This window comes from Paenibacillus sp. FSL R7-0331, assembly GCF_000758645.1.
Lineage (GTDB): Bacteria > Bacillota > Bacilli > Paenibacillales > Paenibacillaceae > Paenibacillus_AQ > Paenibacillus_AQ camerounensis.
Window position 1 is genome coordinate 6,478,255 of the sequence record NZ_CP009284.1, and the last position, 24,821, is coordinate 6,503,075.

The following is a 24,821-nucleotide window of genomic DNA, read 5'->3' on the forward strand; positions in this document are numbered from 1 at the left end:
TAAATAAACAATAATTAGACCCAGGTCGGCTGAACCTGGAAACGCGGCTTCAGCTCTTCACTTTTTGAAGCTTCCGGCTTTACCGTTTCTTCCTTAGCAGCCGGTGCAGCAGATTCCTGCATGGAGATCCGCCAAATGTCCGCACCGAGTCCTGACAGCTTCTCAGCCAGATTCACATAACCCCGGTCAATGTGATGGGTTCCGCTGACTTCTGTTGTGCCTTCGGCAACAAGACCCGCCAAAATGAGCGCAGCCCCTGCACGCAGGTCCGTCGCACATACCTTGGCGCCCACAAGCTGGGCATTGCCGGTTACGATCGCTGAACGGCCTTCAATCTTAATCTCGGCGTTCATGTTGTGGAATTCGTCCACGTGCATGAACCGGTTCTCAAACACAGTCTCGGTAACGACAGAGGTACCCTCCGAGCGGAGCAGCAGCGCCATCATCTGGGATTGCATATCTGTAGGGAAGCCCGGATACGGCAGTGTCTTCAGGTCAACAGCCTTCAGCGGCTTGTCGCTGATCACGCGGATGCCGTTCTCGTCAGGAAGAATGGTCACACCCATTTCCTCCATCTTAGCAATGACAGGACCAAGGTGATCGGCAATAGCGCCCTCGACATAGACATCGCCGCCGGTAATCGCCGCAGCCGCCATATAGGTGCCTGCTTCAATCCGGTCAGGAATGACATGATGTCTTACGCCATGCAGGCGCTCAACACCTTCAATACGGATAACGCCGGTTCCTGCACCGCGGACAATGCCGCCCATGCCGTTCAGATAATTAGCCAGATCGACAATCTCCGGCTCCTTCGCCGCATTCTCAATTACAGTAACACCTTCCGCAAGTGCTGCAGCCATCATTATATTTTCAGTTGCGCCTACGCTGGCCACATCCAAATAGACCTTGGCTCCGCGCAGACGGCCGTTTGATTTGGCTTCAATGTAGCCCTGACCCAGGCTGATTTCTGCTCCCAGAGCTTCGAAGCCTTTGAGATGCTGGTCTATCGGTCTTGTTCCGATCGCGCAGCCGCCGGGCAGTGAAATCCGGGTATGACCCATACGGGACAGCAGCGGGCCCATGACTAAGAAAGATGCACGCATTTTGCGCACCCATTCATAAGGCGCTTCGCAGGAAGCTATGCTTCTTGCATCCACCTCGATGATATCGTTCTGGTATGTAACACCCGCACCCAGAGATTCCAGCACTTTACTGATTGTCATTACATCGTCAAGCGGAGGAGCGTCGACAATAACGCTGACTCCTTCTTCTGCCAATAGAGAGGCGGCTATGATCGGTAGTACGGAATTTTTTGCGCCGCTAACTTTCACGCTCCCGGTCAATCTGTTGCCACCGCGGACGATAAATTTGCTCATTTCGGTTTCCCTCCGCGTCCATTATTTCTGAAATTAATTTTGAAGGTAAGATGCATCTGTTAAAATATCGGATATTCCGTCATTGCGCCCGATGTGCGGGCACGTTCCTTAAACATCAGTGTTGACATAATAAAACCTTATTATTCGACACCTTTTTTACCGCTTGGGTCTATGACAGATATAACCAAACCTCCTGTCATTAAAACATGTTGCGGATCTGCCCGCTCCAGCCCAGATAATCCAGCAGAAAGCCGGCCACGAAGTGACCAAGGACGATTGCCAGCAGCAAATGCAGCAGTCTGCCCTGCGGGCTCTTGGGATATCTTATGACCAAATCAAGCTTAAGGTTCTGAAGTGCCCACCAAGATAAGACTACACAGAGTAAAGAAACGATCATGGATACCAGACCGCTGGTACCGACCGCACTGGACAAATCTTCAACCAACAATTGTTCCATGGAAACCCTCCGTGTAAGTTACTTGGAAATCGACTCTTATATCATACTTGCGCAGGTCAAAAGAATCCAGTACTTTTACAAAGTTTTAAACATTACATGCCCAGATAGCCTGGATTGTTACGAGAATTTCATAATCAGCAGTAATTCTCAATAAAAAAAGCGGACAAGCCTTAGGCTTGACCGCTGATTCACTACTGTTGTCCTTTTCCGGTAGACACTTTAATCCGCGTAACTGCGCGCTGAAGCGCCAGCTCTGCACGGCGGTGATCAATCTCATCCTGTTTGCTGCGGGACTGAAGGCGGCGCTGGGCGCGTTCTTTGGACGCCTCGGCGCGTTCTACATCAATGTCCTTAGGCAGCTCGGCGCTTTCTGCCAGCACGGTCACTTTGTCTTTGTGCACTTCCACAAATCCGCCGTGAACAGCGATAGTGGTTGTAACGCCGTCCGCTTTGACAGTGAGCGGAGCAACCTGAAGCGGTGTCACCAGCGGAATATGTCCCGGCAAAATGCCCAGCTCCCCGTTGGCTCCGCGTACCGTCAGGCTATTCACCTGCTTGGAGAAAACAAGACGCTCCGGTGTGACAATTTCAAGCAGAAAGGTATTCACTTTCATTCCTCCTAAAAGCTTAACTTCGTTAAGCTCGCATCGAAAGCATAGGCTTAAGCTTTACGAAGTAAAGCCCGCTACCCGAAGCATGCTCTTGCCAGAATTACATGGATTTAGATTTTTCAACCGCTTCTTCAATCGTACCGACAAAGAGGAATGCTGCTTCCGGAAGATCATCATGCTTACCGTCCAGAATTTCTTTGAAGCTGCGTACAGTTTCCTTGATCGGCACGTATTTGCCCTTGAAGCCGGTGAATTGCTCAGCTACGTGGAAAGGCTGGGACAGGAAGCGTTCAACTTTACGGGCACGGGCCACGATAACCTTGTCTTCCTCGCTCAGCTCATCCATACCGAGAATTGCGATGATATCCTGAAGCTCAGTATAGCGCTGCAGCAGCTGCTTAACGCCCTGTGCCACGTTGTAATGCTCTTCGCCGACAATTTCCGGAGCAAGGATACGCGAGCTGGATGCCAGCGGATCTACCGCAGGGAAAATCCCCTTCTCGGAAATTTTACGCTCAAGGTTAGTTGTTGCATCCAAGTGGGCAAACGCAGTAGCCGGAGCCGGGTCAGTATAGTCATCCGCCGGTACATAGATCGCCTGGATCGAAGTAACGGAGCCCTTTTTGGTAGAAGTGATACGCTCCTGCAATTGGCCCATTTCTGTAGCCAGTGTAGGCTGGTAACCTACCGCGGAAGGCATACGGCCGAGCAGGGCGGATACTTCGGAACCCGCCTGGGTAAAGCGGAATATGTTATCGATAAAGAGCAGCGTATCGCGGCCTTCCACATCGCGGAAGTATTCCGCCATAGTCAGACCGGTCAGAGCTACACGAAGACGTGCGCCCGGCGGCTCATTCATTTGTCCGAAGACCATTGCCGTTTTCTTGATAACGCCGGAATCCGTCATTTCATGGTACAGGTCATTACCTTCACGGGTACGTTCACCAACACCTGCGAATACGGAGATACCGCCGTGCTCCTGCGCGATGTTGTTAATCAATTCCTGGATCGTTACGGTTTTACCAACGCCGGCACCGCCGAACAGTCCGATCTTACCGCCTTTGGCGTAAGGGGCCAGCAGGTCGATAACCTTGATGCCTGTTTCCAGAATTTCTGCCTGGGTTGACAATTCATCAAACGTCGGAGCCAGACGGTGAATCGGATTGCGCTCTGCAACCACATCAGCACCGTTATCAATAGGATTACCCAGTACGTTAAATACACGGCCAAGCGTGGCCGCGCCGACAGGTACGGAAATCGGTCCGCCGAGGTCAGTAACCTCAAGACCGCGTACCAGGCCGTCTGTGGATGACATAGCAATACAACGTACGAGATTGTCACCCAGGTGATTGGATACCTCTAGGGTCAAATCAATGCTGCGGCCGTTTGCCAAGCTGGTTTCAATCCTGATAGCGTTGAAAATCTCGGGCAGCTGGCCGCGTTCAAATTCAATATCGACAACCGGACCCATAATGCTTACAACGCGTCCTTTGTTCATCTTATTATTTCCCTCCTCGAAAGCTGTTGCATTGAGAAGAAACGGACTGCCTTCACCTGCGGCTTAGGCCCCCGTTTCCTGATCTTTAAGACTGCGCGTTCGCTCCGGCAACAATCTCGGTAATTTCCTGAGTAATTGCTGCCTGACGGGCACGGTTATACGTAAGCCTGAGTTCACCGATCATCTTCGACGCGTTCTTCGTCGCACTGCCCATGGCTGTCATTTTCGCACCCAGCTCACTGGCCTTACCATCCAGAACTGCACTGTAGATCAGTGTTTCTGCATATTTTGGAAGCAATACTTCGAGCACGCCTTCCGGCGAAGGCTCATATTCGTAGTTTGCACTCGGTCCCTGATGTTCCGCGCCGCCTACAGCATCCATAGGAAGCAGACGGTCAACTGTCGGCACCTGGCTGATTGCATTGACGAACTGGTTATAGCAGATGTACAGCTCGTCGTAGACACCTGTTTCAAACTGCTTAACCGCAGAATAGGCAATCGACTTGATGTCAGAGAACTTAGGCGAATCCGACATCTCGGTTACTTCCTCCACAATCGGATATTCACGGCGGCGCAAGAAGTCACGGCCTTTACGGCCAATTACGAACAGGGCGTACTCATCTTTGGATTTATGCTTTTCTGCCAGCAGCATTGTCAGCTTACGCAGAATATTGGCATTGTACCCGCCGGCGAGACCTCTGTCAGAGGTGACAATAAGATACGCTGTCTTTTTCACAGGACGGCTCACCAGCATCGGATGCGTCACATCCTGGGTGCTGGAAGCAATACTCGATACGACCTCTTTCAGCTTCTCCGAGTAAGGACGGGCAGCCTCAGCCTTCTCCTGCGCCTTGCGCAGCTTCGATGCAGCTACCATCTCCATTGCCTTGGTGATCTGTCTGGTGTTTTGAACGCTTTTAATCTGACGTTTAATATCACGCATGCTTCTTGCCATGATTTTCACCACCTTAAAGCTTTGACGAAGTCAAAGCTATCTTCGTAAGCATAAACCAGGCTTTGACGCAGTCAAAGCCATCTTCGTTAGCATAAGCCAAGCTCCGGCGTACACCGGAACCCGGTTCAGACTGTTATTCTATGTGTATTAACGATTAACTGGTCGCAAAGCCTCTTTTGAATTTCTCAATAGCTTCTTTAAGCGCAGCTTCGTTATCAGCAGTTAAATCTTTGGTATCCGTGATCGACTGAACAATCCCAGCCCCATTCGATTCAACGAAAGCCAGGAATTCCTTCTCAAAGCGTCTTACGTCTTTGACCGGAATATCATCGAGATGGCCCTTTACAGCTGTATACAGGCTGATAACCTGATGTTCAACAGACAGCGGCTGGTTAACGCCCTGCTTAAGAATCTCCATCATCCGGGCACCGCGGTTCAGACGGGCCAGCGTGGATTTATCAAGATCGGAGCCGAACTGGGAGAACGCCTGAAGCTCGCGGTATTGGGCAAGATCCAGACGGAGCGAGCCGGCAACCTTCTTCATCGCTTTAATCTGTGCAGATCCGCCTACACGAGATACGGAGATACCTACGTTAATGGCTGGACGCTGACCAGAGTTAAACAGGTCGGATTCAAGGAAGATTTGGCCGTCGGTAATCGAAATTACGTTCGTAGGAATGTAAGCCGATACGTCGGAAGCCTGTGTTTCGATGAATGGCAATGCGGTTAATGAACCGCCACCAAGCTCATCGCTAAGCTTAGCCGCACGTTCAAGCAGACGGGAATGCAGGTAGAATACGTCACCCGGGAAGGCTTCGCGGCCCGGTGGACGGCGGAGCAGCAGGGACAATTCGCGGTAAGCCGAAGCTTGCTTCGAAAGGTCATCATAGATTACGAGAACGTGCTCGCCCTTATACATGAAGTATTCGCCCATTGCACAGCCCGCATATGGAGCGATGTACAGCAGCGGAGACGGCTCGGAAGCAGATGCAGTTACAATGATTGTGTATTCCAGCGCGCCATGACGGCGGAGGGTTTCAACAACCTGTGCTACTGTAGATTGTTTCTGGCCGATGGCAACATAGATACATTTCATACCGTTGCCCTTTTGGTTAATAATTGCATCAATTGCGATCGCAGTTTTACCTGTCTGACGGTCACCGATAATAAGCTCGCGTTGTCCGCGGCCGATCGGCACCATCGCGTCGATGGCTTTAAGACCGGTCTGCATTGGTTCGTGTACCGATTTACGGTCGATAACGCCTGGAGCGTTATTTTCTACAGGACGGAATTCCGTTGTAGCAATCGGCCCCTTGCCGTCCAGCGGCTGGCCCAGTGCATTTACAACGCGGCCCAGCAGAGCTTCGCCTACAGGCACTTGCATAATTTGTCCCGTACGTTTTACTTGGTCGCCTTCACGAATCGCTGTGTACTCACCCAGAATAACAACACCGACGTTGCTTTCTTCCAGATTGAGCGCCATGCCCACTACTCCGTTGGAGAACTCCAGCAGCTCTCCTGCCATAGCGTTTTCCAGACCGTAGACACGGGCGATACCGTCGCCGACTTGAATGACGGTGCCGATTTCGGCCACTTCAATATCGGCTTTATATTGCTCAATTTGACTTTTGATCAAACTGCTGATCTCTTCAGGTCTAATGCTCAATATCCTCACCCCTATCTTCTATGCTTATCATTAAAAGATTTCTCGAGACGTTCAAGCTTGCCGGACAGGCTGCCGTCATACAGCGTATCGCCGATAACAACCTTTAGCCCGCCAAGAAGGCTTGGGTCAACGAGATTCGTAACCCGGATCTTGCGGTTTGTAAGCTCGCTGAACTCCTGCGCCACTTGATTCTGTTCTTCCTGGCTCAGCGCATATGTGGAGTATACCGTTGCATCACCGATCCCCAGAGCTTCACCTTCAATTCTGATGTAGGCTTCAAGCAAGTCGGCAAACATATCGGTTCTGCCCCGCTCCACCAGCAATTCAACTGTGTTGATCACCGTTTCGGAGAGCTTACCCTGAAGTGCGGTGCGCAGCACCTTCAGCTTATCGGACTGTGAAATCCGCGGCGCAAGAATGAACCGTTTGACCTCTTCATCAGAATGAAGCACCGTGACGAGTGTCTTAAGCTGCTCTTCGACTTCAAGCGTATTGCCCTTCTCCACCGCTGCACTGTACAGGGCTTTGGCGTAACGCTTGGCAACTACCGCACTGCCGCTCATGACCGGCCTCCTACCTCTTTGAGGTACTGGTTAACAAGCTGCTCCTGTTCACCGTCAGCCTTAACTTCTTTTTCAAGAAGCTTGGATGCGATGCGGACCGAAGCAGATCCGAGCTCGCTGCGCAGTGCTTCCACTGCCTTGTTCTTTTCGTTAGCAATGTCACGGACAGCCTCGTCTTTCAGACGGGCAGCCTCGCCCTTAGCCTGATCAATCAGCTTGTCAGCCTGGTTAAGGCTGGTAGCCTGCGATTGCTGGATAATCTGCTGAGCCTCTTCGCGCGCTTTTTGCAAAGCCTGCTTCTGCTCTTCTACATAAGCGACCGCCTGCTCCCTGGTCTTAGCTGCTTCATCCATCTGCTGCAGCACAAGCTCACGGCGTTTCTCCATGATTCCGAACAATTTGCTGAAAGCAAATTTGCTGAGCAGGAAATACAGGATTGCAAATGCGACAATTGAAAATACTATGTTGGTCCATACTATAGTCACTGTGGTCACTCCTTTCCGTTACCGCGGTGTGCGGATATATACAAAAGTAAGGCGCGGATGGCACAAGCCCTCCCCGCCAAACCGTAGGAACGGTTTATTATGAAAACATGATCAAGAATGCGATAACCGTTGCCGCCAAAGGAATAACTTCCACGATACCTACACCGATAAACATTGTAGTCTGCAGTGCGTTACGGGCTTCCGGCTGACGGGCGATGGATTCAACCGTTCTGCTGACGATCATACCGTTACCAAGACCTGCGCCGAGTGCGCCCAAACCAACCGCGATTGCTGCTGCCAAAAATTCCATTGAAAATATCCTCCTTTAATTTCGGTTCATTTTTTTGTGTTTTTTAATGATATAAAAATCTCCCGCAGATGCTGTCCGGCATCAGCCGTTCAGCCCGCGTTAGTTCATTAATGCGCTTCTTCTTCGTGAATCGTCATCTGTGCGATGTACACCATCGTCAGAATCGTAAAGATAAAGGCCTGGAGCGCCCCGACGAAAATACTAAAGCCCTGCCAGACTGCCAGGAACGGTATACTCAATATACCCAGCTTGAGAATTACAGTGATCAGAACCTCACCGGCAAAAATGTTTGCGAACAAACGAATCGCCAGAGCGACCGGCTTAGCCAGGTTCTCGATGATGTTCAGCGGCAGGAAAATCGGAAACGGCTCAATGTAGTGCTTGAAATAATGTTTGCCGTTCTGCTTAATGCCCAGATAGTTCATCAGTACGAAAACGATAATCGCGAGTCCGGCCGTAATGTTGATATCTGCTGTCGGTGACTTATACCAGAGCAGCTCAACATGTTCACCGTGCGAGAGATTTTTGGTCGCATCAATAACGTGTCCAAAAATGGTCACCGGCTCATGGGCCTCAGTGATAAAGGAAAAAGGCAGACCCAGGAGATTGGAGACAAAGATAAACAATATCAGCGTCAATCCCAGTGATATGTAAGGCTTGCCCTTCTTCAGGTCCATTGCACTGCTGATAACCCCTTGTACGAACTCGACTACCCACTCCATAAAGTTCTGGAGCCTTGACGGATTATCGACAGACAGGTTGCGGACCGACAGCATCACCAGTACAAAAACGATAACGGAACTGATTAGCAGTGTCAGTACAGCAGATAAATCAATTGGTATGCTGCCAAGATAGATTATTGGCATTTCATGCATGGTATCATCCCCCTTTCCCTTTAATCTTACATCTTGTTCCTTACACTTAAATATATCCCTACCGGAATAGAGAGAAGCTGGGGAATAAAGATTCCAGCAATAGTAGCCTCCAGCGAGAAATGCTCAATCTTGACCGAGAACATAGTAACCAGGATGGCAAAGCTGATCCGTGTGACAAACCCCAGACTGAAAGCCTTCCCCTCATTATTCGCAACCGATTCAGCCACCCGCCGCACCTTTACGGCCAGATAACGGAAATTCACTATACCCGCAACCAAACCGAGTGTCATCCCTAGTGTGACTGCACGGGTTTCATGATGAAGAGCATATCCCATCAGCAATCCTGCCATGAGTACAAATGTGACCCTTGTTACGGCATTGATCATGGGAGTCATATTATCCATTTTGCTCCCCCAGAAATTTTTTGATTAACAGGGCGACGTTGATAATTCCCAGAGCCATACCGGAAATCGCGCCGATCGCAACCCAGAATTCGGGTCCGTCAATCATGCGTTGAAGCCACCTTGCTGCAAATATACCTATAATAATGTAAGCGGCAAGCAAAGTGCCTGCACTTGCAATTACCAGAGCGGTTTTTCCCAGTCCGGCCTCGCGCTTCGGCTCTTTCATAGGCTACAATCCCAACTAATTTTACTGAATATCTCGACTCTTTGTCAATTCACTGAAAATTGCTCAAAATCGCATGAAAACATGAAAATAATCACAGCAAAATTATTCAAAACCATACAAACCGTACAGTTTCACTGTATGCTGAATTTTCATTTTCGTATATTAGTAATTTTAGCCTTTAAGCTCATTTGTGAACATTTTATGAAATTCTTCTGGACGATCGGCATTCACACCGAAATGGTGCTTAATCGCATTGACAATTCTTTCAGAAGCTTTGCCGTCTCCATACGGGTTGGCGGCCCGGCTCATCGACTGGTACAGCGTCTGATCAGTCAGCAGAGCATGTGTCCGTTGATACACCTTCTCCTCGTCCGTCCCCACTAGCTCCAAAGTTCCGGCCTCGATCCCTTCCGGGCGTTCGGTCGTATCACGCAGCACAAGTACAGGAACTCCAAAGGAAGGAGCTTCCTCCTGCAGGCCGCCGGAATCGGTCAAAATAAGGTGGGTATGCGGATAAAAATTATGCAGGTCAACAACATCCAGCGGATCAATCAGCTTGATTCTCGGGTGTCCGCCCAGGATCTCATGTGCCGGCTCCTTAACTGCAGGGCTCGGATGCACAGGATAAACAATGGCCACATCTTCGAACTCATCAGCGATTCTTTTGACTGCACGGAAAATATGACGGTGCGGTTCCCCTTGGGACTCCCTGCGGTGCGCCGTCATCAGAATAAGTCTTTTTCCCGCTGCAAAATCAAGCACAGGATGCCGGTAATCCGGCTGTACGGTATATTGAAACACATCGGTTACGGTGTTGCCTGTGATATAGATACTTGACTCCTTTTTGTTCTCGTGTCTCAAATTTCCTGCTGACCAGTCTGTAGGAGCAAAATGCAAATCAGCCAAAACACCTGTCAGCTGGCGGTTCATTTCCTCCGGATAAGGAGACAGCTTGTTCCATGTCCGAAGTCCCGCCTCCACATGTCCTACCTGTATCTGCTGCAGGAACGAAGCATAGCTGGCCAGGAAGGTCGTCAGTGTATCGCCGTGCACGAGCACCAGATCAGGCTTAGCTTCACGAAGCACCGGCTCAAGACCCTGCAGCACACGGATGGAGATTTCGTTAAGCGTCTGCCGGTCCTTCATAACGTCCAGATCATAATCAGGCACAATCTTGAATACATCCAGCACCTGATCCAACAGCTCACGGTGCTGCGCGGTTACGCAGACCACAGAGTCAATATGCTCAGGATGTTTATTCAGTTCCAGGACAAGCGGTGCCATCTTAATGGCTTCCGGACGTACACCGAAGATCGTCATCACCTTTATCTTTTTAGCCATTTCCCCACCCCTTTCTTCTATATAGATAGCTGTATGCACAGCTATTCCTTAATACTCCGCTGCTTCCTATTTGGTTCCGTATAGACGGTCTCCCGCATCTCCGAGTCCTGGTACAATATACCCGTGATCATTCAGGTGATCATCAAGCGCCGCGACATAGATGTCTACATCAGGATGGGCAGCCTGTACAGCTGCAACACCTTCAGGAGCTGCAATCAGGTTCATCATCTTGATCTGGGTGCAGCCGCGGTTCTTGAGCGAGGTAATCGCCGCAATTGCAGACCCGCCGGTAGCCAGCATCGGATCAATCACGATCAGCTCGCGTTCCTGCACATCTGTAGGCAGCTTAATGTAATATTCAACCGGCTGCAGGGTTTCCGGGTCACGGAACAGGCCTACATGCCCTACCTTTGCAGCAGGCAGCAGCTTGAGGACACCTTCAGTCATACCAAGACCGGCGCGGAGAATAGGGATCAGCCCGAGCATTCTGCCCGAAATGACCTTGCTCTCTGTCTCTGCAACAGGTGTCTGTACAGTGATTGTCTCCAGCGGGATATCCCGCGTAATTTCATAGGCCATAAGCGTAGCCACTTCATCTACATGCTCTCTGAATTCTTTCGTGTTGGTCCGCACATCGCGGATAAATGTCAGTTTGTGCTGAATCAAAGGATGATCGCAAATTACCAATTTTCCCATTTCTGTCCCTCCGGTAAATGTAAGTCTTATAGCCGCAGAAAGCGCTTTTGCCGCTCCGGTGGCTAAATCTTGTCTATTATATCATCACCGGAGGTGTATTTCACCTCCGAAGGGAAAGTAGCTGCGTAAAACTGCAGCACTCCGGTGAAGCACTCCAAGGGCAGCTTTCGTTGTTTCCTGCTCTTTTTTGGATATAAATCGAGCTTTAGTGTTTGCTAATTATCATTTTTAATACCATTCACATTTTTTTCACTGTTTTTATTGAAAATTCCATGAACTTTCATGGATATTTCATGGAATTTATCGACAATTTCTGCGCTATAATTGTGAACATTATGCAACGCCTATCCCCTGATACAGAAAAAGCCTCTGCACAGACCTTCATAAATCAGTCCCTGCAGAGGCTTGGTTCCGCTCCATAGTTATGAAGCAGACTGGATATTAATATTGCAAGTCAGGATAGATCGGGAACTTCTCTGTAAGCTCAGCTACCTCGCGGGCCGCTTCAGTGAGTACCGTTTCGTCCTTCGGATTCTTCAGAACCTTGGCGATAATGCGGCCGATGACGGTCATAGCCTGCTCGTCCATTCCGCGGGAAGTAACCGCAGGAGTACCGATCCGGATACCGCTTGTTACAAACGGGCTGGTCGGGTCAAACGGAATGGCGTTTTTGTTCACGGTAATGCCGATAGAATCAAGCACCTTCTCCGCATCCTTACCGGTAATGTTCAGGTTACGGGTATCGAGCAGCATCAGGTGGTTGTCCGTTCCGCCGGAAACGATGTTAATACCTTCTCCGACCAGTGTTTCTGCCAGCACCTTGGCATTCTTCACCACATTTTGGGCATATGTTTTGAAGGACGGCTGCAGCGCTTCGCCGAAGGATACGGCTTTTGAAGCAATGACATGCATCAGCGGTCCGCCCTGGGAGCCCGGGAATACTGCCTTATCAATTGCAGCAGCCCAAGGCTGTCTGCACAGAATCATCCCTCCGCGCGGTCCGCGAAGTGTTTTGTGGGTTGTAGTTGTAACGAAATGGGCATGCGGTACAGGGCTCGGATGCAGTCCGGCAGCAACCAGACCGGCAATATGAGCCATATCAACCATGAACAGCGCACCGACATCATTCGCAATCGAACCAAGCGCTTCAAAATCAATGGTCCGCGGATAAGCGCTCGCCCCAGCAACGATCAGCTTCGGACGGTGTTTGAATGCGGCTTTGCGCACTTCATCATAATCAATCAGGAATGTATCTTCTTGTACGCCATAGGCTACAAAATTATAGAGCAGGCCGGAGGCATTGACCGGACTTCCGTGCGTCAAATGTCCGCCATGCGCAAGATTCATGCCCAGTACGGTATCACCGGGATTCAGAGCAGCCAGATAAACCGCCATATTCGCTTGGGCACCGGAGTGCGGCTGAACATTGGCATGCTCTGCTCCGAACAGCTGCTTGGCACGGTCACGGGCAAGGTTCTCAACGATGTCAACGTCCTCACAGCCGCCATAGTAGCGCTTGCCCGGATAGCCTTCAGCGTATTTGTTCGTAAGCACAGAACCCATTGCTTCCATAACAGCTTCACTGACGATATTCTCTGAAGCGATAAGCTCAATGTTGGCACGCTGACGGCTCAGCTCCAGCCCCATTGCTTCCAGTACTGCCGGGTCACTCTTGCGCAATTGTTCCATGATTTCTTACTTCCTCCCTAACGCTCATAATTTATTGTGTTAATACAAAACCTCAGACTGACTACTATACGACACTGTAACTTCCATTCCGCCAAGCTCTAATCACACTGCGGCGAACCGCTTGTCTCCGGCGTGCGGTAAACCGCACGCTCTCCGCCGATCAGCGGCGGCCTGGTGAAGGCCGCATTTACTCGGGCTGAGCCGATATAGCGAAGGCTTGGCCGGAAAGGCACCGCCACCCGGCGCAAATGCATGCCGATCAGCGTCTCACCGATATCAATCCCTGCGTGGGCTTCTATCGTTTCCGCAAGCACCGGATCAGTCATCAGGCTGTAGGCTGCAGCGGCCATCGAACCGCCGGCCCCCGGGATTGGCACAGCTGAAACCTCCCTGAGTCCCAGAGCTTCAAGCAGGGACCGTTCCATCACCAGCGCGCGGTTCAAATGCTCACAGCACTGATACACAGCGCTAAAGCCCCGTTCGCCGGCAATCTGGCGTATTCCCTGCAAGAGCTGCTGTGCCACTTCCAGGGCACCGCCGGTACCGATCCGGACGCCTGCAACCTCACTGGTGCTCGCTCCGACTACAAGAATTTTGCCGGGTCCAAGCCTGCCGGCTTCGGCCAGCTCGCCCACTGCAGCAGCAGTTGCCGCCGCCAGGGAAAGCTCCGCACCCGCCGGAGCCTCCAACCGCCCTGATAAAGCACCTGCTGCGCGTTCTTCCGGGGAGCCCTGCTTCATGACCTCATCCATCGCTTACGCCTCCTCAAGCCTCATTCTTGCATTTTAAACAAAAAAGAGCAGTCCGCAGGTGGCTGCGGATGTGCTCTTTTGCCCAGGCGACCGGCCGTTTATTCCAGTGCTCCATCGTGGTTTCATCCACACTTGTCGCCAGTCACACCGGAACCGGGTAATATTTATTACATCTTAAAGGAAAGCGGGTGAAAAATCAACCTTCTTTACAAACGGCGTAAGGACTCCAGTTTGTCCAGCAGATTGTGGAGCGCAGTGCGGATCTCCGCAGCCGCAAGCTCATAATCTTCCCGTGATCCCCCGAACGGATCAGAGATATCAAAGCTCGGAATCCGCTGCCGGATTTCGATAATCCGCTGCAAATCCGCTGATTTCGGCTCACGGCCCAGTGCAATACTGAGCTCCGCCTCCGCATACAGGCTGTCCAGCTCACTGATATCTCCGTTCACGGAGTCTTCGTTATACACATATTCCTTGAGCGTATGTGTTTTGGATACAGCTTCCGGGAAATATTGCAGCAGATGCCGTTTATGGCCGCCGGTCAGCGTAAGCACCAGATCCGCCCAATTCACCGCCTCTGCGTTAAGCTGGGTAGAGCTCATACGGTCATTAATGCCTTCCTCCTGCAGAATCGCCGCGGCGTGTCTGGACACGGAAGTGCCGGAAATGGCTGAAACGCCTGCAGACCGCACTTCCAGCTCGATGCCCCGCTCTTTCGCGAGCTTCCGCAACAGCCCTTCAGCCATAGGACTGCGGCAGGTATTGCCGGTGCAGACGAATAAAATATGCAGCATGCTTTCCACCTCCATGAAGAAATAAAATAAATTTCTGATGCCGTTATTGTATCAAAAGATGAACAGCAAGCCAAACCCCAAAAGAATGGCTCCGCCCAGTGCCTCTCCGTAATCACCAAGCCCCCGGCTGACCCGTCTTCCCAGCAGCAGTCCGGCAATAGCCATGAAGCCTCCGCAGACTCCAAATGCCAATACAGTTAAGACTATGCTATTCACAAACATGCCAAGGGATACACCTACAGAGAAGGAATCAATACTCACGCTGAGCGAAATAAGCAGCATACCCCAGAACGTGCGGTGATCCATCGGCCGGCTGATCTTCTCCTCTGTCCGAAAAGAGTTCCAGACCATGTGCCCGCCCAGTAAAATAAGCAGCCCCCCGGCAGCATAAGTTGTTACTTGTCCCAGTAATTGGCCTACATAGCTGCCGGTGAATAAGCCCAGCAATGGCATCAGTACATGAAAAAAAGCGATCAGCAGGCTGAGCTGCAGCACATGCAGCAGACGGATTCCTTTCATCCCGATCCCTACACCGAGCGAAAAGGCATCCATTCCCAGTGCAATTGCCATAATGGCAACCGTTACAATCTGGCCCCAGCCAGCATAAACCACCGCCATGCCCATACCCCCAAAGTCTGAATGTCTTGTACAACAACAATATGCCGCAAGCAGGACAATCATGACTGGACAGACAGGGGATATGACGGCGGCCAGTCCGCCGGGTATCCTTCAACAGTAAGCCCGCACAAGTAGAAACGGCTATGCCGTCCTTCAGAGAAGGCGGTAACCGTTCCTGCGAGAAATATAAGGATTATTGATAGCGTAAAACATATAAATTCTTATATTTGCACAAAAACGGCCCCGAAAGCCGGAGCCGTATTCCTAAGAATAATTCGTTTAGCGGTTCGTGCAGCCCCGTTGTCCGTTACATGTCCCTTATGCCCACAGCCCGCTGATCCAGTCCCATAAATTCTGCAGCATATCCCAGAGGAAGAACCGTACTTCAGGAGCTTCCCCGTCTGTGCCGGCAGCATTTGTACCTGCTGTGTCTACGGCAGTAGAGACAGTCTGAGCCTTATCCGCTCCACCTGTTTGTACACTGTCCTCTGCTCCTGCCGCTGAAGCAACCGCTGCTCCCTTGGCGGCAGCGTCACCTGTTCCGGCATCAATAAAGCAGAGCGGCGGAAACAGCACACACCACCAGTTCTGTCCTTTACCCGCACCCAGCGTAACCCGCACTGCTTCATATTCCCCGGCCGGATATACTGTTCCCCCATACAGCTTAGTCGGAAACGGCACAACGCCAAGCTCAACCTTATAATCATAACCGATGCCCCGCTTTTCCAGCTCCGAAGCAACCAGCTCATTTAGTTCAGGCAGATGGCTTCTGATCAACGTGCGCGCCTGTTCAAGGCTTTGTGGGTCCTCAAGTCCGGATACCCACTGGTTCATCTGTTCCACAATCGCATCACGGATCTGGCGCTTGACCAGCTGGTCTGCCGTTCCATCAGAGTTAGCCAGTATGCGCAAACGGATCGATTGCTGCGGAATCGCAGATTCCGCCACAGCCGCATCGCTCTTCTGCCCTTCCCAAACCATCATAAGCACCATCAAAAATGAAAATAAAATAGCAGTATGCTTAAAAGTAACCCGCATGGCTTCCTGTCTCTCCGTCGTAAACCATTTCATATCCGGCAGCCCCTCTCCCTAAATCTCTTATACTCCCAGTATGTCCGGAAAAGAGAGGGGGCAAACCTATTAAACTAGTAAAAGTTTATCTTGCAACAGGCGGAGGAAACTAAGAGGCTTATTTTCAAAAATGCAGCGCAGGGACGGGCAGGTCTTCCTCCACATCCTGGCCATACAGATGCACACTCATGGCAATTCCCATACTCGCCATATTAATTAAAATGGAGGTGCCCCCGTAGCTGATGAACGGCAGGGTAATCCCCGTCAGCGGCATTAAGCCGATGTAAGCGCCGATATTCTCGAGAATCTGGTACAAAAGCATCGCTACTATACCAATAATCAGAAAAGGCCCGGCCCGGTCCTTACACTCCAGCGCAAACAGGATCATCCGGTGAATGAGGACAAAAAACAGCAGCAGCAGCACAGCAGCGCCGACAAAACCGAATTCCTCGGCAATTTGTGCAAAAATGGCATCCGAGTACAGCACCGGTATTTTATTCGACTGGACAGAATTGCCCTTCAGATAGCCCTCTCCGAGAAGACCGCCTGAGCCGATAGCGATTCTGGCATTACGCGTCTGGTAGCTGTCATCACTGCTGGCCCGCTCAGGTACCAGCCACGGATCAAAGCGTTTAATAAAATGCTCCCGGCCGACCGTGGCACTCAGAAAATTTGTGGTCTGCTCATGATAGTTAATATAGCTGTATACAAAGCCGCCCAGCAGACCGCCGGCAACCGCCAGCCCAATCAGCGCATGGGAAAGCTTAATCCGCCCAATCCATAACAGGCCGACCAGAATAACCATGAAGCTTAGGGCGTTACCCATATCATTCTGGACAATAACAATGCAAAACGGCAGGAGCGCGACCATACTAAGCGGCACAACCTCTCGCCAGAACCGCAGCTGGCTGCGGTTCAGCCGGACCAGCAGGGCAGCAAGCGCCAGGATCAGGATCAGCTTAAACAGCTCCGCCGGCTGAAAGCTGAAGCCGCCCACCTCCAGCCAGGCTCTGGCGCCATACTTAACGGTGCCGAACAGGCTGACCATTACCAGAACCCCGATTCCTGCAATGTAGATATAGACCGCATACCTGACCAGAAGCCTGTAATCGAATAAGGACAATCCAAAAAATACGATAAAGCCCGCTGCGTAATATTGAATCATCTGCATATGCATTCCCTGCTCTGCACGGCCGTGTGTGACACTGTATATCGCCAGAATGCTGACCGCCATCAGCATGAGCAGTACGATTACTATAACCCCGTCTATTTTTTTGATTCTCTGCAGCATCAGGCAAGCTCCTATCTGACACGGAATGAGCCGCTTCCATATATTCCACAAAAGAATATCTAAAGGAAGAAACTTCTAGTATCCATATTAGATCATGCTGCAGTATAAATTCAAATGTCCACGGATATACGGCAAAAATGAATACTCTCTTATTCATAAAAAAACTGCCGGAAGCCCCATCACATGAGGCCCGGCAGTCTGCTCGCCAGAATCAGTCTTTAGTTATCCCTGCTTCGCTGCAGCGGGATAGGCTGCAGGAGCCGGCAGGTCTTCTTCCACTTCCTGTCCATGCAGGCGGACGCTCATCGCAAGGCCGATGCTTGCCATGTTAATCATAAGCGAGGTACCCCCGAAGCTGATGAACGGCAGGGTGATCCCGGTGAGCGGCATAAGCCCGATGAAGGCTCCGATATTCTCAAAAATCTGGTACAGAATCATCGCCACAATCCCGACAATCAGGAACGGACCGCCGCGGTCCTTAGACTCCAGCGCTATCAGAATCATCCTGTGGATCAGGATGAAATACAGCAGCAGCAGCAGCGCAGAGCCGATAAATCCAAACTCTTCGGCAATCTGCACAAAAATGGAGTCGGAATACGTGTAAGGCACACGGTCGGTCTGCACCGAGCTGCCGTTCATATAGCCCTCCCCGCTCATACCGCCCGAGGCAATCGCCAGCTTGGCATTTTTGGTGTGGTAGCTGGCTTTGGCGGTCGCTTTTTCAGGAACCAGCCAAGGGTCAAACCGCTCTACCCAGTGCGAACGGCCGATATCCGTCATAAACGTCTTCAGCTGATCATGATAGTGGATATAGCTCATAATTCCTGCGACAGCTGCGCCAATTACAATTAGAACCGCTATCAGGGCATGTGAAAATTTGATGTTACCGATCCACAGCAGACCTGCCAGAATCACAATATAGGACAGGGCATTCCCGAGATCGTTCTGGCTGATGACAATGATGAACGGAAGCAGGGTGAGCAGGGTCAGCGGCACAATATCCTTCCAGAACATCAGCTTGTTCTTATTCTTGCGGACCAGCACTGCCGCCAGAAACAGAATCAGAATCAGCTTAAAGAGCTCCGCCGGCTGCAGGCTCAGCCCGCCGATGTTCAGCCAGCCCTGCGCACCGTTCTGCGTTTTGCCGACAAAGCTGACCAGCACCAGAATGCCGATCCCTGTTATATAAATATACAGCGCATATTTGATAATCAGCCGGTAGTCGAGAAAGGTCAGCCCTAAAAAGGCTATAAGGCCCAGCACATAAAACCGGATCATCTTCATATGCATCCCGTCCAGGCCGTCTCTTCCATGGGTCACACTATATATAGAGAAAATACTGATAACCATCAGCATTAATAGAACAACTACGATAACGCCGTCAATCTTCTTGATCTTCTGAAGCATATCCTGTCTCCTTACTCGTCACTTAAGCTTCCGGATTCCTGCTTACACGGCAGTCCGCTGATTATATTGTAAAGGAAGGAGCAGCAAAAATACAATTTCACCGACGGCTGTTCCTCTAACAGCGCGGCGGTGAAATGCATAGGCAGATGAGGGTGAGTCTTGCACGCAGCGGGATGAAGCTTAATGCGCGGTGCCGGGCTCACGTATGGTGACTGCGCTAGCGCGCGATGCCCCGTTTACGGCGGAATGACGCTCAGCTCTCACAGTGACCGGATCGCACACGGGGATGGCGTTAACGCGCGATGCCCAGCACGTGGCGGGGGATACCGGCGAGATCGTCAATAGTGACGATCTCGTTCCAGTGGCCCGCCGCGCGCAGCAGCGCGGCCACTTCGCCGGCCTGTCCCTGGCCGAGCTCAAAGCCGACCAGGCGCGGGGCTGCCGGCAGCAGCGGCAGCAGCTCCATCATGCGGCGGTACGGGTCGAGCCCGTCGCCGCCGCCGTCCAGAGCAGTGCGCGGCTCATGGTCGCGCACCTCGCGCTGCAGCCCGGCGATATCACCGCCGGGGATGTACGGCGGGTTGGAGACGAGGATATCCGTCTCCAGCCCCGCAAACGGCTCGAGCAGATCGCCGAGCCGCAGGTCCACAGCCGCGCCATGCCGCAGGGCATTGCGCGCGGCCACGGCCAGTGCGCCGGGCGAGATATCGCCGGCTGAGACCCGCCACGCCGGCGCTTCGGCCGCCAGCGTGACGGAGATGGCCCCGCTGCCGGCGCCGATGTCGACGGCGGCCAGCGGCCGCGGCTGGTACGCGCCAGCCGCTTCAGCCGACGCAGGTCCGCCCGCAGCGTGCATACCGGTCCGCGCCCCGCCGTCCGGCGCATGCACAAGCCCGTCCGGCCACAGCTCCGCGCCGTACTTTAGAATGGCCTCGACGAGCAGCTCCGTCTCCGGCCGCGGGATCAGCACGTCCGGTGTCACCTCGAACGCCCGGCCGTAAAATTCCTGCTCGCCGGTAATATATTGCACCGGCTCACCGGCCGCCCGCCGGCTGACCGCGGCTTCCCAGGCGTCCTTAAGCGCCGCCGGAAAAGGGTCAGCCAGCGCCATATAATAGGCGGCTCCGCTTGCGCCCAGCACATGCTCCAGCAGCAGCTGGCTGCTGCGCTGCGGCTCGTTGCACCCGCTTTTGTCCAAAAAAGAAGAAGCCTCCGCAAAGGCTTCCCGGATGCTTTGCACATGAGGCATGACATATAAGCCGTGTTTCAAAGCATTATTCTCCTTTTTCCATCAATTCTGCCTGCTCGGCAATCGACAGCGCTGAAATGATGTCTGTAATCTCCCCGTTCATTACCTGCTCCAGACGGTGCAGGGTCAGGCCGATGCGGTGATCCGTTACCCGGCTCTGCGGGAAATTGTAGGTGCGGATCCGCTCACTGCGGTCACCTGTACCCACTTTGCTCTTGCGTTCTCCGGCATACTTCGCTTCCTCTTCCTGACGCTTGAGGTCCGAGATACGCGCACGCAGTACCTGCAGCGCCTTCTCTTTGTTGGAGTTCTGCGATTTGCCGTCCTGACAGGTAGCTACGATACCGGTAGGCACGTGAGTTACGCGAACTGCAGATTTGGTTGTATTAACCGACTGTCCGCCCGCTCCGCTGGAGCAGAATGTATCTACGCGGATGTCTTTATCGTGAATCTCGATTTCGAATTCTTCCGCTTCCGGCATAACCGCTACTGTAGAAGTAGAGGTGTGAATCCGTCCGCCGGATTCGGTGGCCGGAATACGCTGTACGCGGTGTGCGCCGCTCTCGTATTTCATCTTGCTGTACGCACCGCGGCCGTTAATCAGGAAGATAACTTCCTTGAAGCCGCCCAGGTCATTCGTGTTCACATCCATCAGCTCCACACGCCAGCCTTGGGTATCGGCATAACGGGTGTACATCCGGTACAGGTCAGAGGCGAACAAAGCCGCTTCATCTCCGCCGGCTGCGCCGCGGATTTCGACGATTACGTTCTTGTCGTCATTCGGGTCCTTCGGCAGGAGCAGGATACGGATCTTCTCCTCCAGCTCAACCTGGCGCGAGGAAAGGTCATCAATCTCCATCTTGACCATTTCCTTCATTTCATCATCAAGCTTCTCGGCCTGCATCATCTTGGCAGCCTCAAGCTCTTCCATTACATTTTTATATTCAGCATATGCCTCAAAGGCAGGCTGCAGATCAGATTGTTCTTTGGAATAGTCCCTCAGTTTCTTACTGTCGTTTGCAACATCCGGGTCACAAAGCAGTTCACTGAGTTTCTCATAGCGGTCCGCCAATGATTGCAATCGGTCCAACAACAAGGGAATTCACCTCTCCTGGTTCAATATATTCGTCAAAATACTTTAAATTAGTGATTACAACAAGAATAGATATACGACTTTATATTATACCACCGTTTGTGCCAGTTGGCTACAGTTATGCATGCACAGCCAGGGTGCTTTTACAAATAAAATTCCGTCCGGATTCTATAAGTATACAGAATGGGCTGTCATACTATTCCGTCCCTGCTGACAAAAGAAGCCATCCGGCAGCGGATACCCGCCACAGAATGGCCTCTCTATCTCTATAATGTACAGCCGTACTGTTATACGTTGAAACGGAAATGCATAACATCGCCGTCCTGAACCAGATATTCCTTACCTTCCAGGCGGAGCTGTCCGCGTTCCTTGGCACCGTTCATGGAGCCTGCAGCCAGAAGGTCGCTATATGCCACAACCTCGGCACGGATAAAGCCGCGTTCGAAGTCGGTATGGATAACACCGGCAGCGCCAGGTGCCTTGGTGCCCTTACGGATCGTCCAGGCACGGACTTCCTGCACGCCTGCTGTGAAGTAAGTATACAGTCCAAGCAGCTTATAAGCCGCTTTGATCAGGCGGTTCAGACCGGATTCCTGCAGACCCAGCTCTTCGAGGAACATTTCTTTGTCTTCGCCTTCCAGCTCGGCAATTTCAGCCTCAACCTTGGCACTGATCGGCACGACTTCAGCATTCTCAGCAGCTGCAAATTCACGGACCTGCTTAACGTACGGATTCTCCTCAGCCGTTGCCACTTCATCTTCACCCACGTTAGCTGCGTACAGCACCGGCTTCAGGGTCAGCAGGTGCAGATCACGCACGATCAGCCGCTCGTCATCCGACAGCTCCAGGCTGCGCGCTGGTTTGTCTTCGTACAGGGCTTCCTTGACGCGCTCCAGTACTTCAACCTCCTGGGCGTATTTCTTGTCGCCGCCCTTGATGTTTTTGCGGGAACGCTCAATGCGCTTCTCCACGCTCTCAAGGTCAGCCAGAATCAGCTCCAGATTAATGGTCTGGATGTCGCTGATCGGATTAACTTTGCCGTCTACGTGGGTTACATTCTCATCCACAAAGCAGCGTACAACATGCACAATCGCATCCACTTCACGGATATGGGCGAGGAACTTGTTGCCCAGGCCTTCGCCTTTGCTCGCGCCGCGCACGAGTCCGGCAATATCAACGAATTCAAAGGCGGTCGGAACCGTCTTGTTCGGCTGCACCAGCTCAGTCAGCTTGTCGAGACGCTCATCCGGCACTTCCACAACACCAACATTCGGGTCAATGGTGCAAAACGGATAGTTGGCGGATTCCGCACCCGCTTGTGTGATTGCATTAAACAATGTGGATTTACCAACGTTTGGCAGTCCAACGATACCAGCTTTCAAAGCCATTTATATGACAACTCCTATTTTCGGTTGTATTGATCCATCGCATCATTACCGACCTGTGATCTAAACCATTATATATTAGAACAAAACTGCCAGCAACAGCGGATGTCCCGGCGGTGTGTCAGAAAAAAGGCAAGCTGCAGCTATTGAAGAGTACTTAAGAGCGATTCGGTCCGTTAGCACTGCCGGATCTCTGCTTCAGCCCCTGTGCAGCAAAAAAGACCCCGGCGGAGTCTTTCATACTGTTGTGGTATTTAATTTTACTACAGCTTCTTAGACATCGAAATATCGGTAATCCCGTATCCCATTTTTTGATACAGCTTGAGGGCCCGCTCATTATCACCGAACACATGCAGGCCAATCTGCGTGACGCCCATGGAACGTGCCTCGTCATCCAGCAGAGCCAGCGCGCCGCTGCCATACCCGTTGCGCTGATACGGCTCGAAGATGTAGAAATCATAAATAAAGGCTTCCTTACCCTGGCGGCCACGGTTTACATTGAACCAGATATAGCCGGCCTGGGTGCCTGTTTCTTCCTCAACGATGGAATACAGATAAGCCCCTTCCGTATAAAGGCCCTGCGGCAGAAAACGGGTCATTTCCTCCTGCGACAGCTTCATCGCCGTCTCCTGATCCCACGCGCCGATTCTTACTTTATCCTCCGCATAATCGCGGGTTGCCTGCTGCAAAAAAAATTGAAAGGCAGGCTCGTCCATCCGGACCAGCTTAATCATCATTCAGCACTTCCTTTATACTTCTGTTATTGTTGCCGCCGGAGCAGCCGGGAGGTGCCGCGCAGCGCAGACAGATCAGGCGCGCCGATGCCGAACATCGCGATCCGCAGCTCCAGCTCCGCCTGGGCCAGCGCCCGGTCGAGCGCTTCCTCGGATTCCACAGCCGGCCCTAGCAGATTACGGCCGAAGCCGGCGAGGTCGGCACCGAGTGCTATCGCCTTAGCCGCATCGACCCCGTGCCTGAGGCCGCCGCTGCCGATCAGCGCACCATGCGGCGCCGCCGCCCGTACCCCGCGGATGCATTCGGCCGTCGGAATGCCCCAGTCGGCGAAGGCTTCCGCCGCCGCCCGGCGCACCGGATCGGTGCTGCGGAATTTCTCCACCTGGCTCCAGGAGGTGCCGCCGGCACCAGCGACGTCGATAAAGGCAGCGCCGGCATTATACAGCCTGAGCGCCGTCCCCCCGTCAATCCCCCAGCCGACCTCCTTAATGCCCACCGGCACCGGCAGCGCCCGGCAGACCTTCTCGATCGCTGCAAGCAGAGAAGCGAAGCCGGTATTGCCTTCCGGCTGGAAGACCTCCTGCAGCCCGTTCAGATGCAGCACGAGCCAGTCCGCACCTGCGATGTCTACAGCACGCCGGCATTCCTCCACGCCGAAGCCGTAGGACAGCTGGACTGCGCCGATATTGGCGATGACGGGAATTCCCGGAGCCCGCTCCCGCACCCGGAAGGTCTCGGCCAGCTCCGCCCGCTCCACCGCCGCCCGTACCGAGCCGACACCAAGCGCCCAGCCGCGCCGCTCTGCAGCTTCAGCCAGCCGGTCATTAATCGCACCGGTCGCCTTGCTGCCGCCGGTCATCGAGCTGATAAGCAGCGGTGTCCGCAGCTCGCGTCCCAAAAAGGACGTCTGCAGTGAAATATCATCGAAATTCAGCTCAGGCAGCGCATTGTGAAGGAAGCGGTATTCTTCCAGGCCGGTAGTTATGCCGCTGCCTCCCACCGCCTCATTCAGACAGAGCCGCACATGCTCCAGCTTGCGCTCGCCTGTTGTGGAGGAAGGCAGCAGGGACTTCTCCCCTGCGCTGCCCGGCAGAAGCGGGTCCCCGTCCGCTTGAGCCGCTAAGGATGTTGTAGTGTGTATCGGCAATTGCTCCATGCTGTCTCCTCCTCTGCCTTCTCATTTTGTAAATCTGTAACCGCCAAATGCCGGAGCAGCCGGCATCTCTTGCCAAGCACGCTTCATTATAGCACCGCCGCCCCGCAAATAACAGAAA

At 52.5% G+C, this 24,821-nt stretch carries 26 protein-coding genes and 1 riboswitch; all 26 genes read right to left on the bottom strand.

The window, feature by feature from the left end; all coding sequences use genetic code 11:
* Window positions 1-14: 14 nt before the first annotated feature.
* Complete coding sequence (gene murA / locus R70331_RS28270) at window positions 15-1,376, bottom strand: UDP-N-acetylglucosamine 1-carboxyvinyltransferase (RefSeq protein WP_042181316.1); 1,362 nt, start codon at window positions 1,374-1,376, stop codon at window positions 15-17.
* A gap of 199 nt (window positions 1,377-1,575) precedes the next feature.
* Window positions 1,576-1,833, bottom strand: coding sequence for a DUF1146 family protein (locus tag R70331_RS28275; RefSeq protein WP_197071377.1), 258 nt, complete (start codon window positions 1,831-1,833; stop codon window positions 1,576-1,578).
* A 191-nt stretch (window positions 1,834-2,024) separates the two neighbouring features.
* Window positions 2,025-2,441: a F0F1 ATP synthase subunit epsilon gene (locus R70331_RS28280; RefSeq protein WP_042181318.1), complete on the bottom strand. Its 417-nt coding sequence runs from the start codon at window positions 2,439-2,441 to the stop codon at window positions 2,025-2,027.
* A gap of 103 nt (window positions 2,442-2,544) precedes the next feature.
* Entirely contained in the window at window positions 2,545-3,942 is a 1,398-nt protein-coding gene (gene atpD / locus R70331_RS28285; RefSeq protein ID WP_042181320.1) for a F0F1 ATP synthase subunit beta, read from the bottom strand.
* Window positions 3,943-4,027: 85 nt separating this feature from the next.
* Complete coding sequence (gene atpG / locus R70331_RS28290) at window positions 4,028-4,897, bottom strand: ATP synthase F1 subunit gamma (RefSeq protein ID WP_042181322.1); 870 nt, start codon at window positions 4,895-4,897, stop codon at window positions 4,028-4,030.
* Window positions 4,898-5,051: 154 nt separating this feature from the next.
* A complete protein-coding gene (atpA, locus tag R70331_RS28295) occupies window positions 5,052-6,563 on the bottom strand; it encodes a F0F1 ATP synthase subunit alpha (RefSeq protein WP_042181324.1) in 1,512 nt (503 codons plus the stop codon).
* A gap of 11 nt (window positions 6,564-6,574) precedes the next feature.
* On the bottom strand, window positions 6,575-7,126 hold the full coding sequence (locus tag R70331_RS28300) for a F0F1 ATP synthase subunit delta (protein WP_042181326.1): 552 nt from the start codon (window positions 7,124-7,126) through the stop codon (window positions 6,575-6,577).
* Window positions 7,123-7,611 (bottom strand): F0F1 ATP synthase subunit B, encoded by a 489-nt coding sequence (gene atpF, locus R70331_RS28305; RefSeq protein ID WP_042181328.1) that lies wholly within the window; start codon window positions 7,609-7,611, stop codon window positions 7,123-7,125. The genes R70331_RS28300 and atpF overlap by 4 nt, the downstream gene beginning before the upstream one ends.
* A gap of 97 nt (window positions 7,612-7,708) precedes the next feature.
* A complete protein-coding gene (gene atpE / locus R70331_RS28310; protein WP_039877624.1) occupies window positions 7,709-7,921 on the bottom strand; it encodes a F0F1 ATP synthase subunit C in 213 nt (70 codons plus the stop codon).
* Window positions 7,922-8,028: 107 nt separating this feature from the next.
* On the bottom strand, window positions 8,029-8,796 hold the full coding sequence (gene atpB, locus R70331_RS28315) for a F0F1 ATP synthase subunit A (protein WP_042181329.1): 768 nt from the start codon (window positions 8,794-8,796) through the stop codon (window positions 8,029-8,031).
* Between the two features lie 26 nt (window positions 8,797-8,822).
* Window positions 8,823-9,200, bottom strand: coding sequence for an ATP synthase subunit I (locus R70331_RS28320; protein ID WP_042181331.1), 378 nt, complete (start codon window positions 9,198-9,200; stop codon window positions 8,823-8,825).
* Window positions 9,193-9,426 (bottom strand): ATPase F0F1, encoded by a 234-nt coding sequence (locus R70331_RS28325; protein ID WP_042181333.1) that lies wholly within the window; start codon window positions 9,424-9,426, stop codon window positions 9,193-9,195. Before R70331_RS28325 ends, R70331_RS28320 begins: the two co-directional genes overlap by 8 nt.
* 171 nt (window positions 9,427-9,597) lie before the next feature.
* The gene (gene wecB / locus R70331_RS28330) at window positions 9,598-10,767 is read right to left on the bottom strand and encodes a non-hydrolyzing UDP-N-acetylglucosamine 2-epimerase (RefSeq protein ID WP_042181335.1); all 1,170 of its coding nucleotides are present in this window, start codon (window positions 10,765-10,767) and stop codon (window positions 9,598-9,600) included.
* A 66-nt stretch (window positions 10,768-10,833) separates the two neighbouring features.
* Window positions 10,834-11,463, bottom strand: a complete 630-nt coding sequence (upp, locus tag R70331_RS28335; protein WP_039877631.1) for a uracil phosphoribosyltransferase — start codon at window positions 11,461-11,463, stop codon at window positions 10,834-10,836.
* Window positions 11,464-11,904: 441 nt separating this feature from the next.
* Window positions 11,905-13,152, bottom strand: coding sequence for a serine hydroxymethyltransferase (glyA, locus tag R70331_RS28340; protein WP_156131207.1), 1,248 nt, complete (start codon window positions 13,150-13,152; stop codon window positions 11,905-11,907).
* Between the two features lie 98 nt (window positions 13,153-13,250).
* Entirely contained in the window at window positions 13,251-13,904 is a 654-nt protein-coding gene (locus tag R70331_RS28345; RefSeq protein WP_081947782.1) for a TIGR01440 family protein, read from the bottom strand.
* A 73-nt stretch (window positions 13,905-13,977) separates the two neighbouring features.
* Window positions 13,978-14,060: riboswitch (ZMP/ZTP riboswitch) on the bottom strand.
* 50 nt (window positions 14,061-14,110) lie between these two features.
* A complete protein-coding gene (locus tag R70331_RS28350) occupies window positions 14,111-14,698 on the bottom strand; it encodes a low molecular weight protein arginine phosphatase (RefSeq protein ID WP_042181338.1) in 588 nt (195 codons plus the stop codon).
* 51 nt (window positions 14,699-14,749) lie between these two features.
* Entirely contained in the window at window positions 14,750-15,316 is a 567-nt protein-coding gene (locus R70331_RS28355; protein ID WP_042181340.1) for a manganese efflux pump MntP, read from the bottom strand.
* Window positions 15,317-15,634: 318 nt separating this feature from the next.
* Window positions 15,635-16,354: a stage II sporulation protein R gene (spoIIR, locus tag R70331_RS28360; protein ID WP_042183388.1), complete on the bottom strand. Its 720-nt coding sequence runs from the start codon at window positions 16,352-16,354 to the stop codon at window positions 15,635-15,637.
* 157 nt (window positions 16,355-16,511) lie between these two features.
* The gene (locus R70331_RS28365; protein WP_042181342.1) at window positions 16,512-17,678 is read right to left on the bottom strand and encodes an FtsW/RodA/SpoVE family cell cycle protein; all 1,167 of its coding nucleotides are present in this window, start codon (window positions 17,676-17,678) and stop codon (window positions 16,512-16,514) included.
* Window positions 17,679-17,900: 222 nt separating this feature from the next.
* On the bottom strand, window positions 17,901-19,085 hold the full coding sequence (locus R70331_RS28370; RefSeq protein WP_042181344.1) for an FtsW/RodA/SpoVE family cell cycle protein: 1,185 nt from the start codon (window positions 19,083-19,085) through the stop codon (window positions 17,901-17,903).
* Between the two features lie 292 nt (window positions 19,086-19,377).
* Window positions 19,378-20,355, bottom strand: a complete 978-nt coding sequence (gene prmC / locus R70331_RS28375; protein ID WP_042181346.1) for a peptide chain release factor N(5)-glutamine methyltransferase — start codon at window positions 20,353-20,355, stop codon at window positions 19,378-19,380.
* A 4-nt stretch (window positions 20,356-20,359) separates the two neighbouring features.
* Complete coding sequence (gene prfA, locus R70331_RS28380) at window positions 20,360-21,427, bottom strand: peptide chain release factor 1 (RefSeq protein WP_042183389.1); 1,068 nt, start codon at window positions 21,425-21,427, stop codon at window positions 20,360-20,362.
* Window positions 21,428-21,714: 287 nt separating this feature from the next.
* Complete coding sequence (gene ychF, locus R70331_RS28385; protein WP_039877652.1) at window positions 21,715-22,815, bottom strand: redox-regulated ATPase YchF; 1,101 nt, start codon at window positions 22,813-22,815, stop codon at window positions 21,715-21,717.
* Between the two features lie 260 nt (window positions 22,816-23,075).
* Entirely contained in the window at window positions 23,076-23,549 is a 474-nt protein-coding gene (locus R70331_RS28390; protein ID WP_042181348.1) for a GNAT family N-acetyltransferase, read from the bottom strand.
* A 23-nt stretch (window positions 23,550-23,572) separates the two neighbouring features.
* Entirely contained in the window at window positions 23,573-24,703 is a 1,131-nt protein-coding gene (fni, locus tag R70331_RS28395) for a type 2 isopentenyl-diphosphate Delta-isomerase (RefSeq protein ID WP_081947783.1), read from the bottom strand.
* Between the last annotated feature and the right edge of the window lie 118 nt (window positions 24,704-24,821).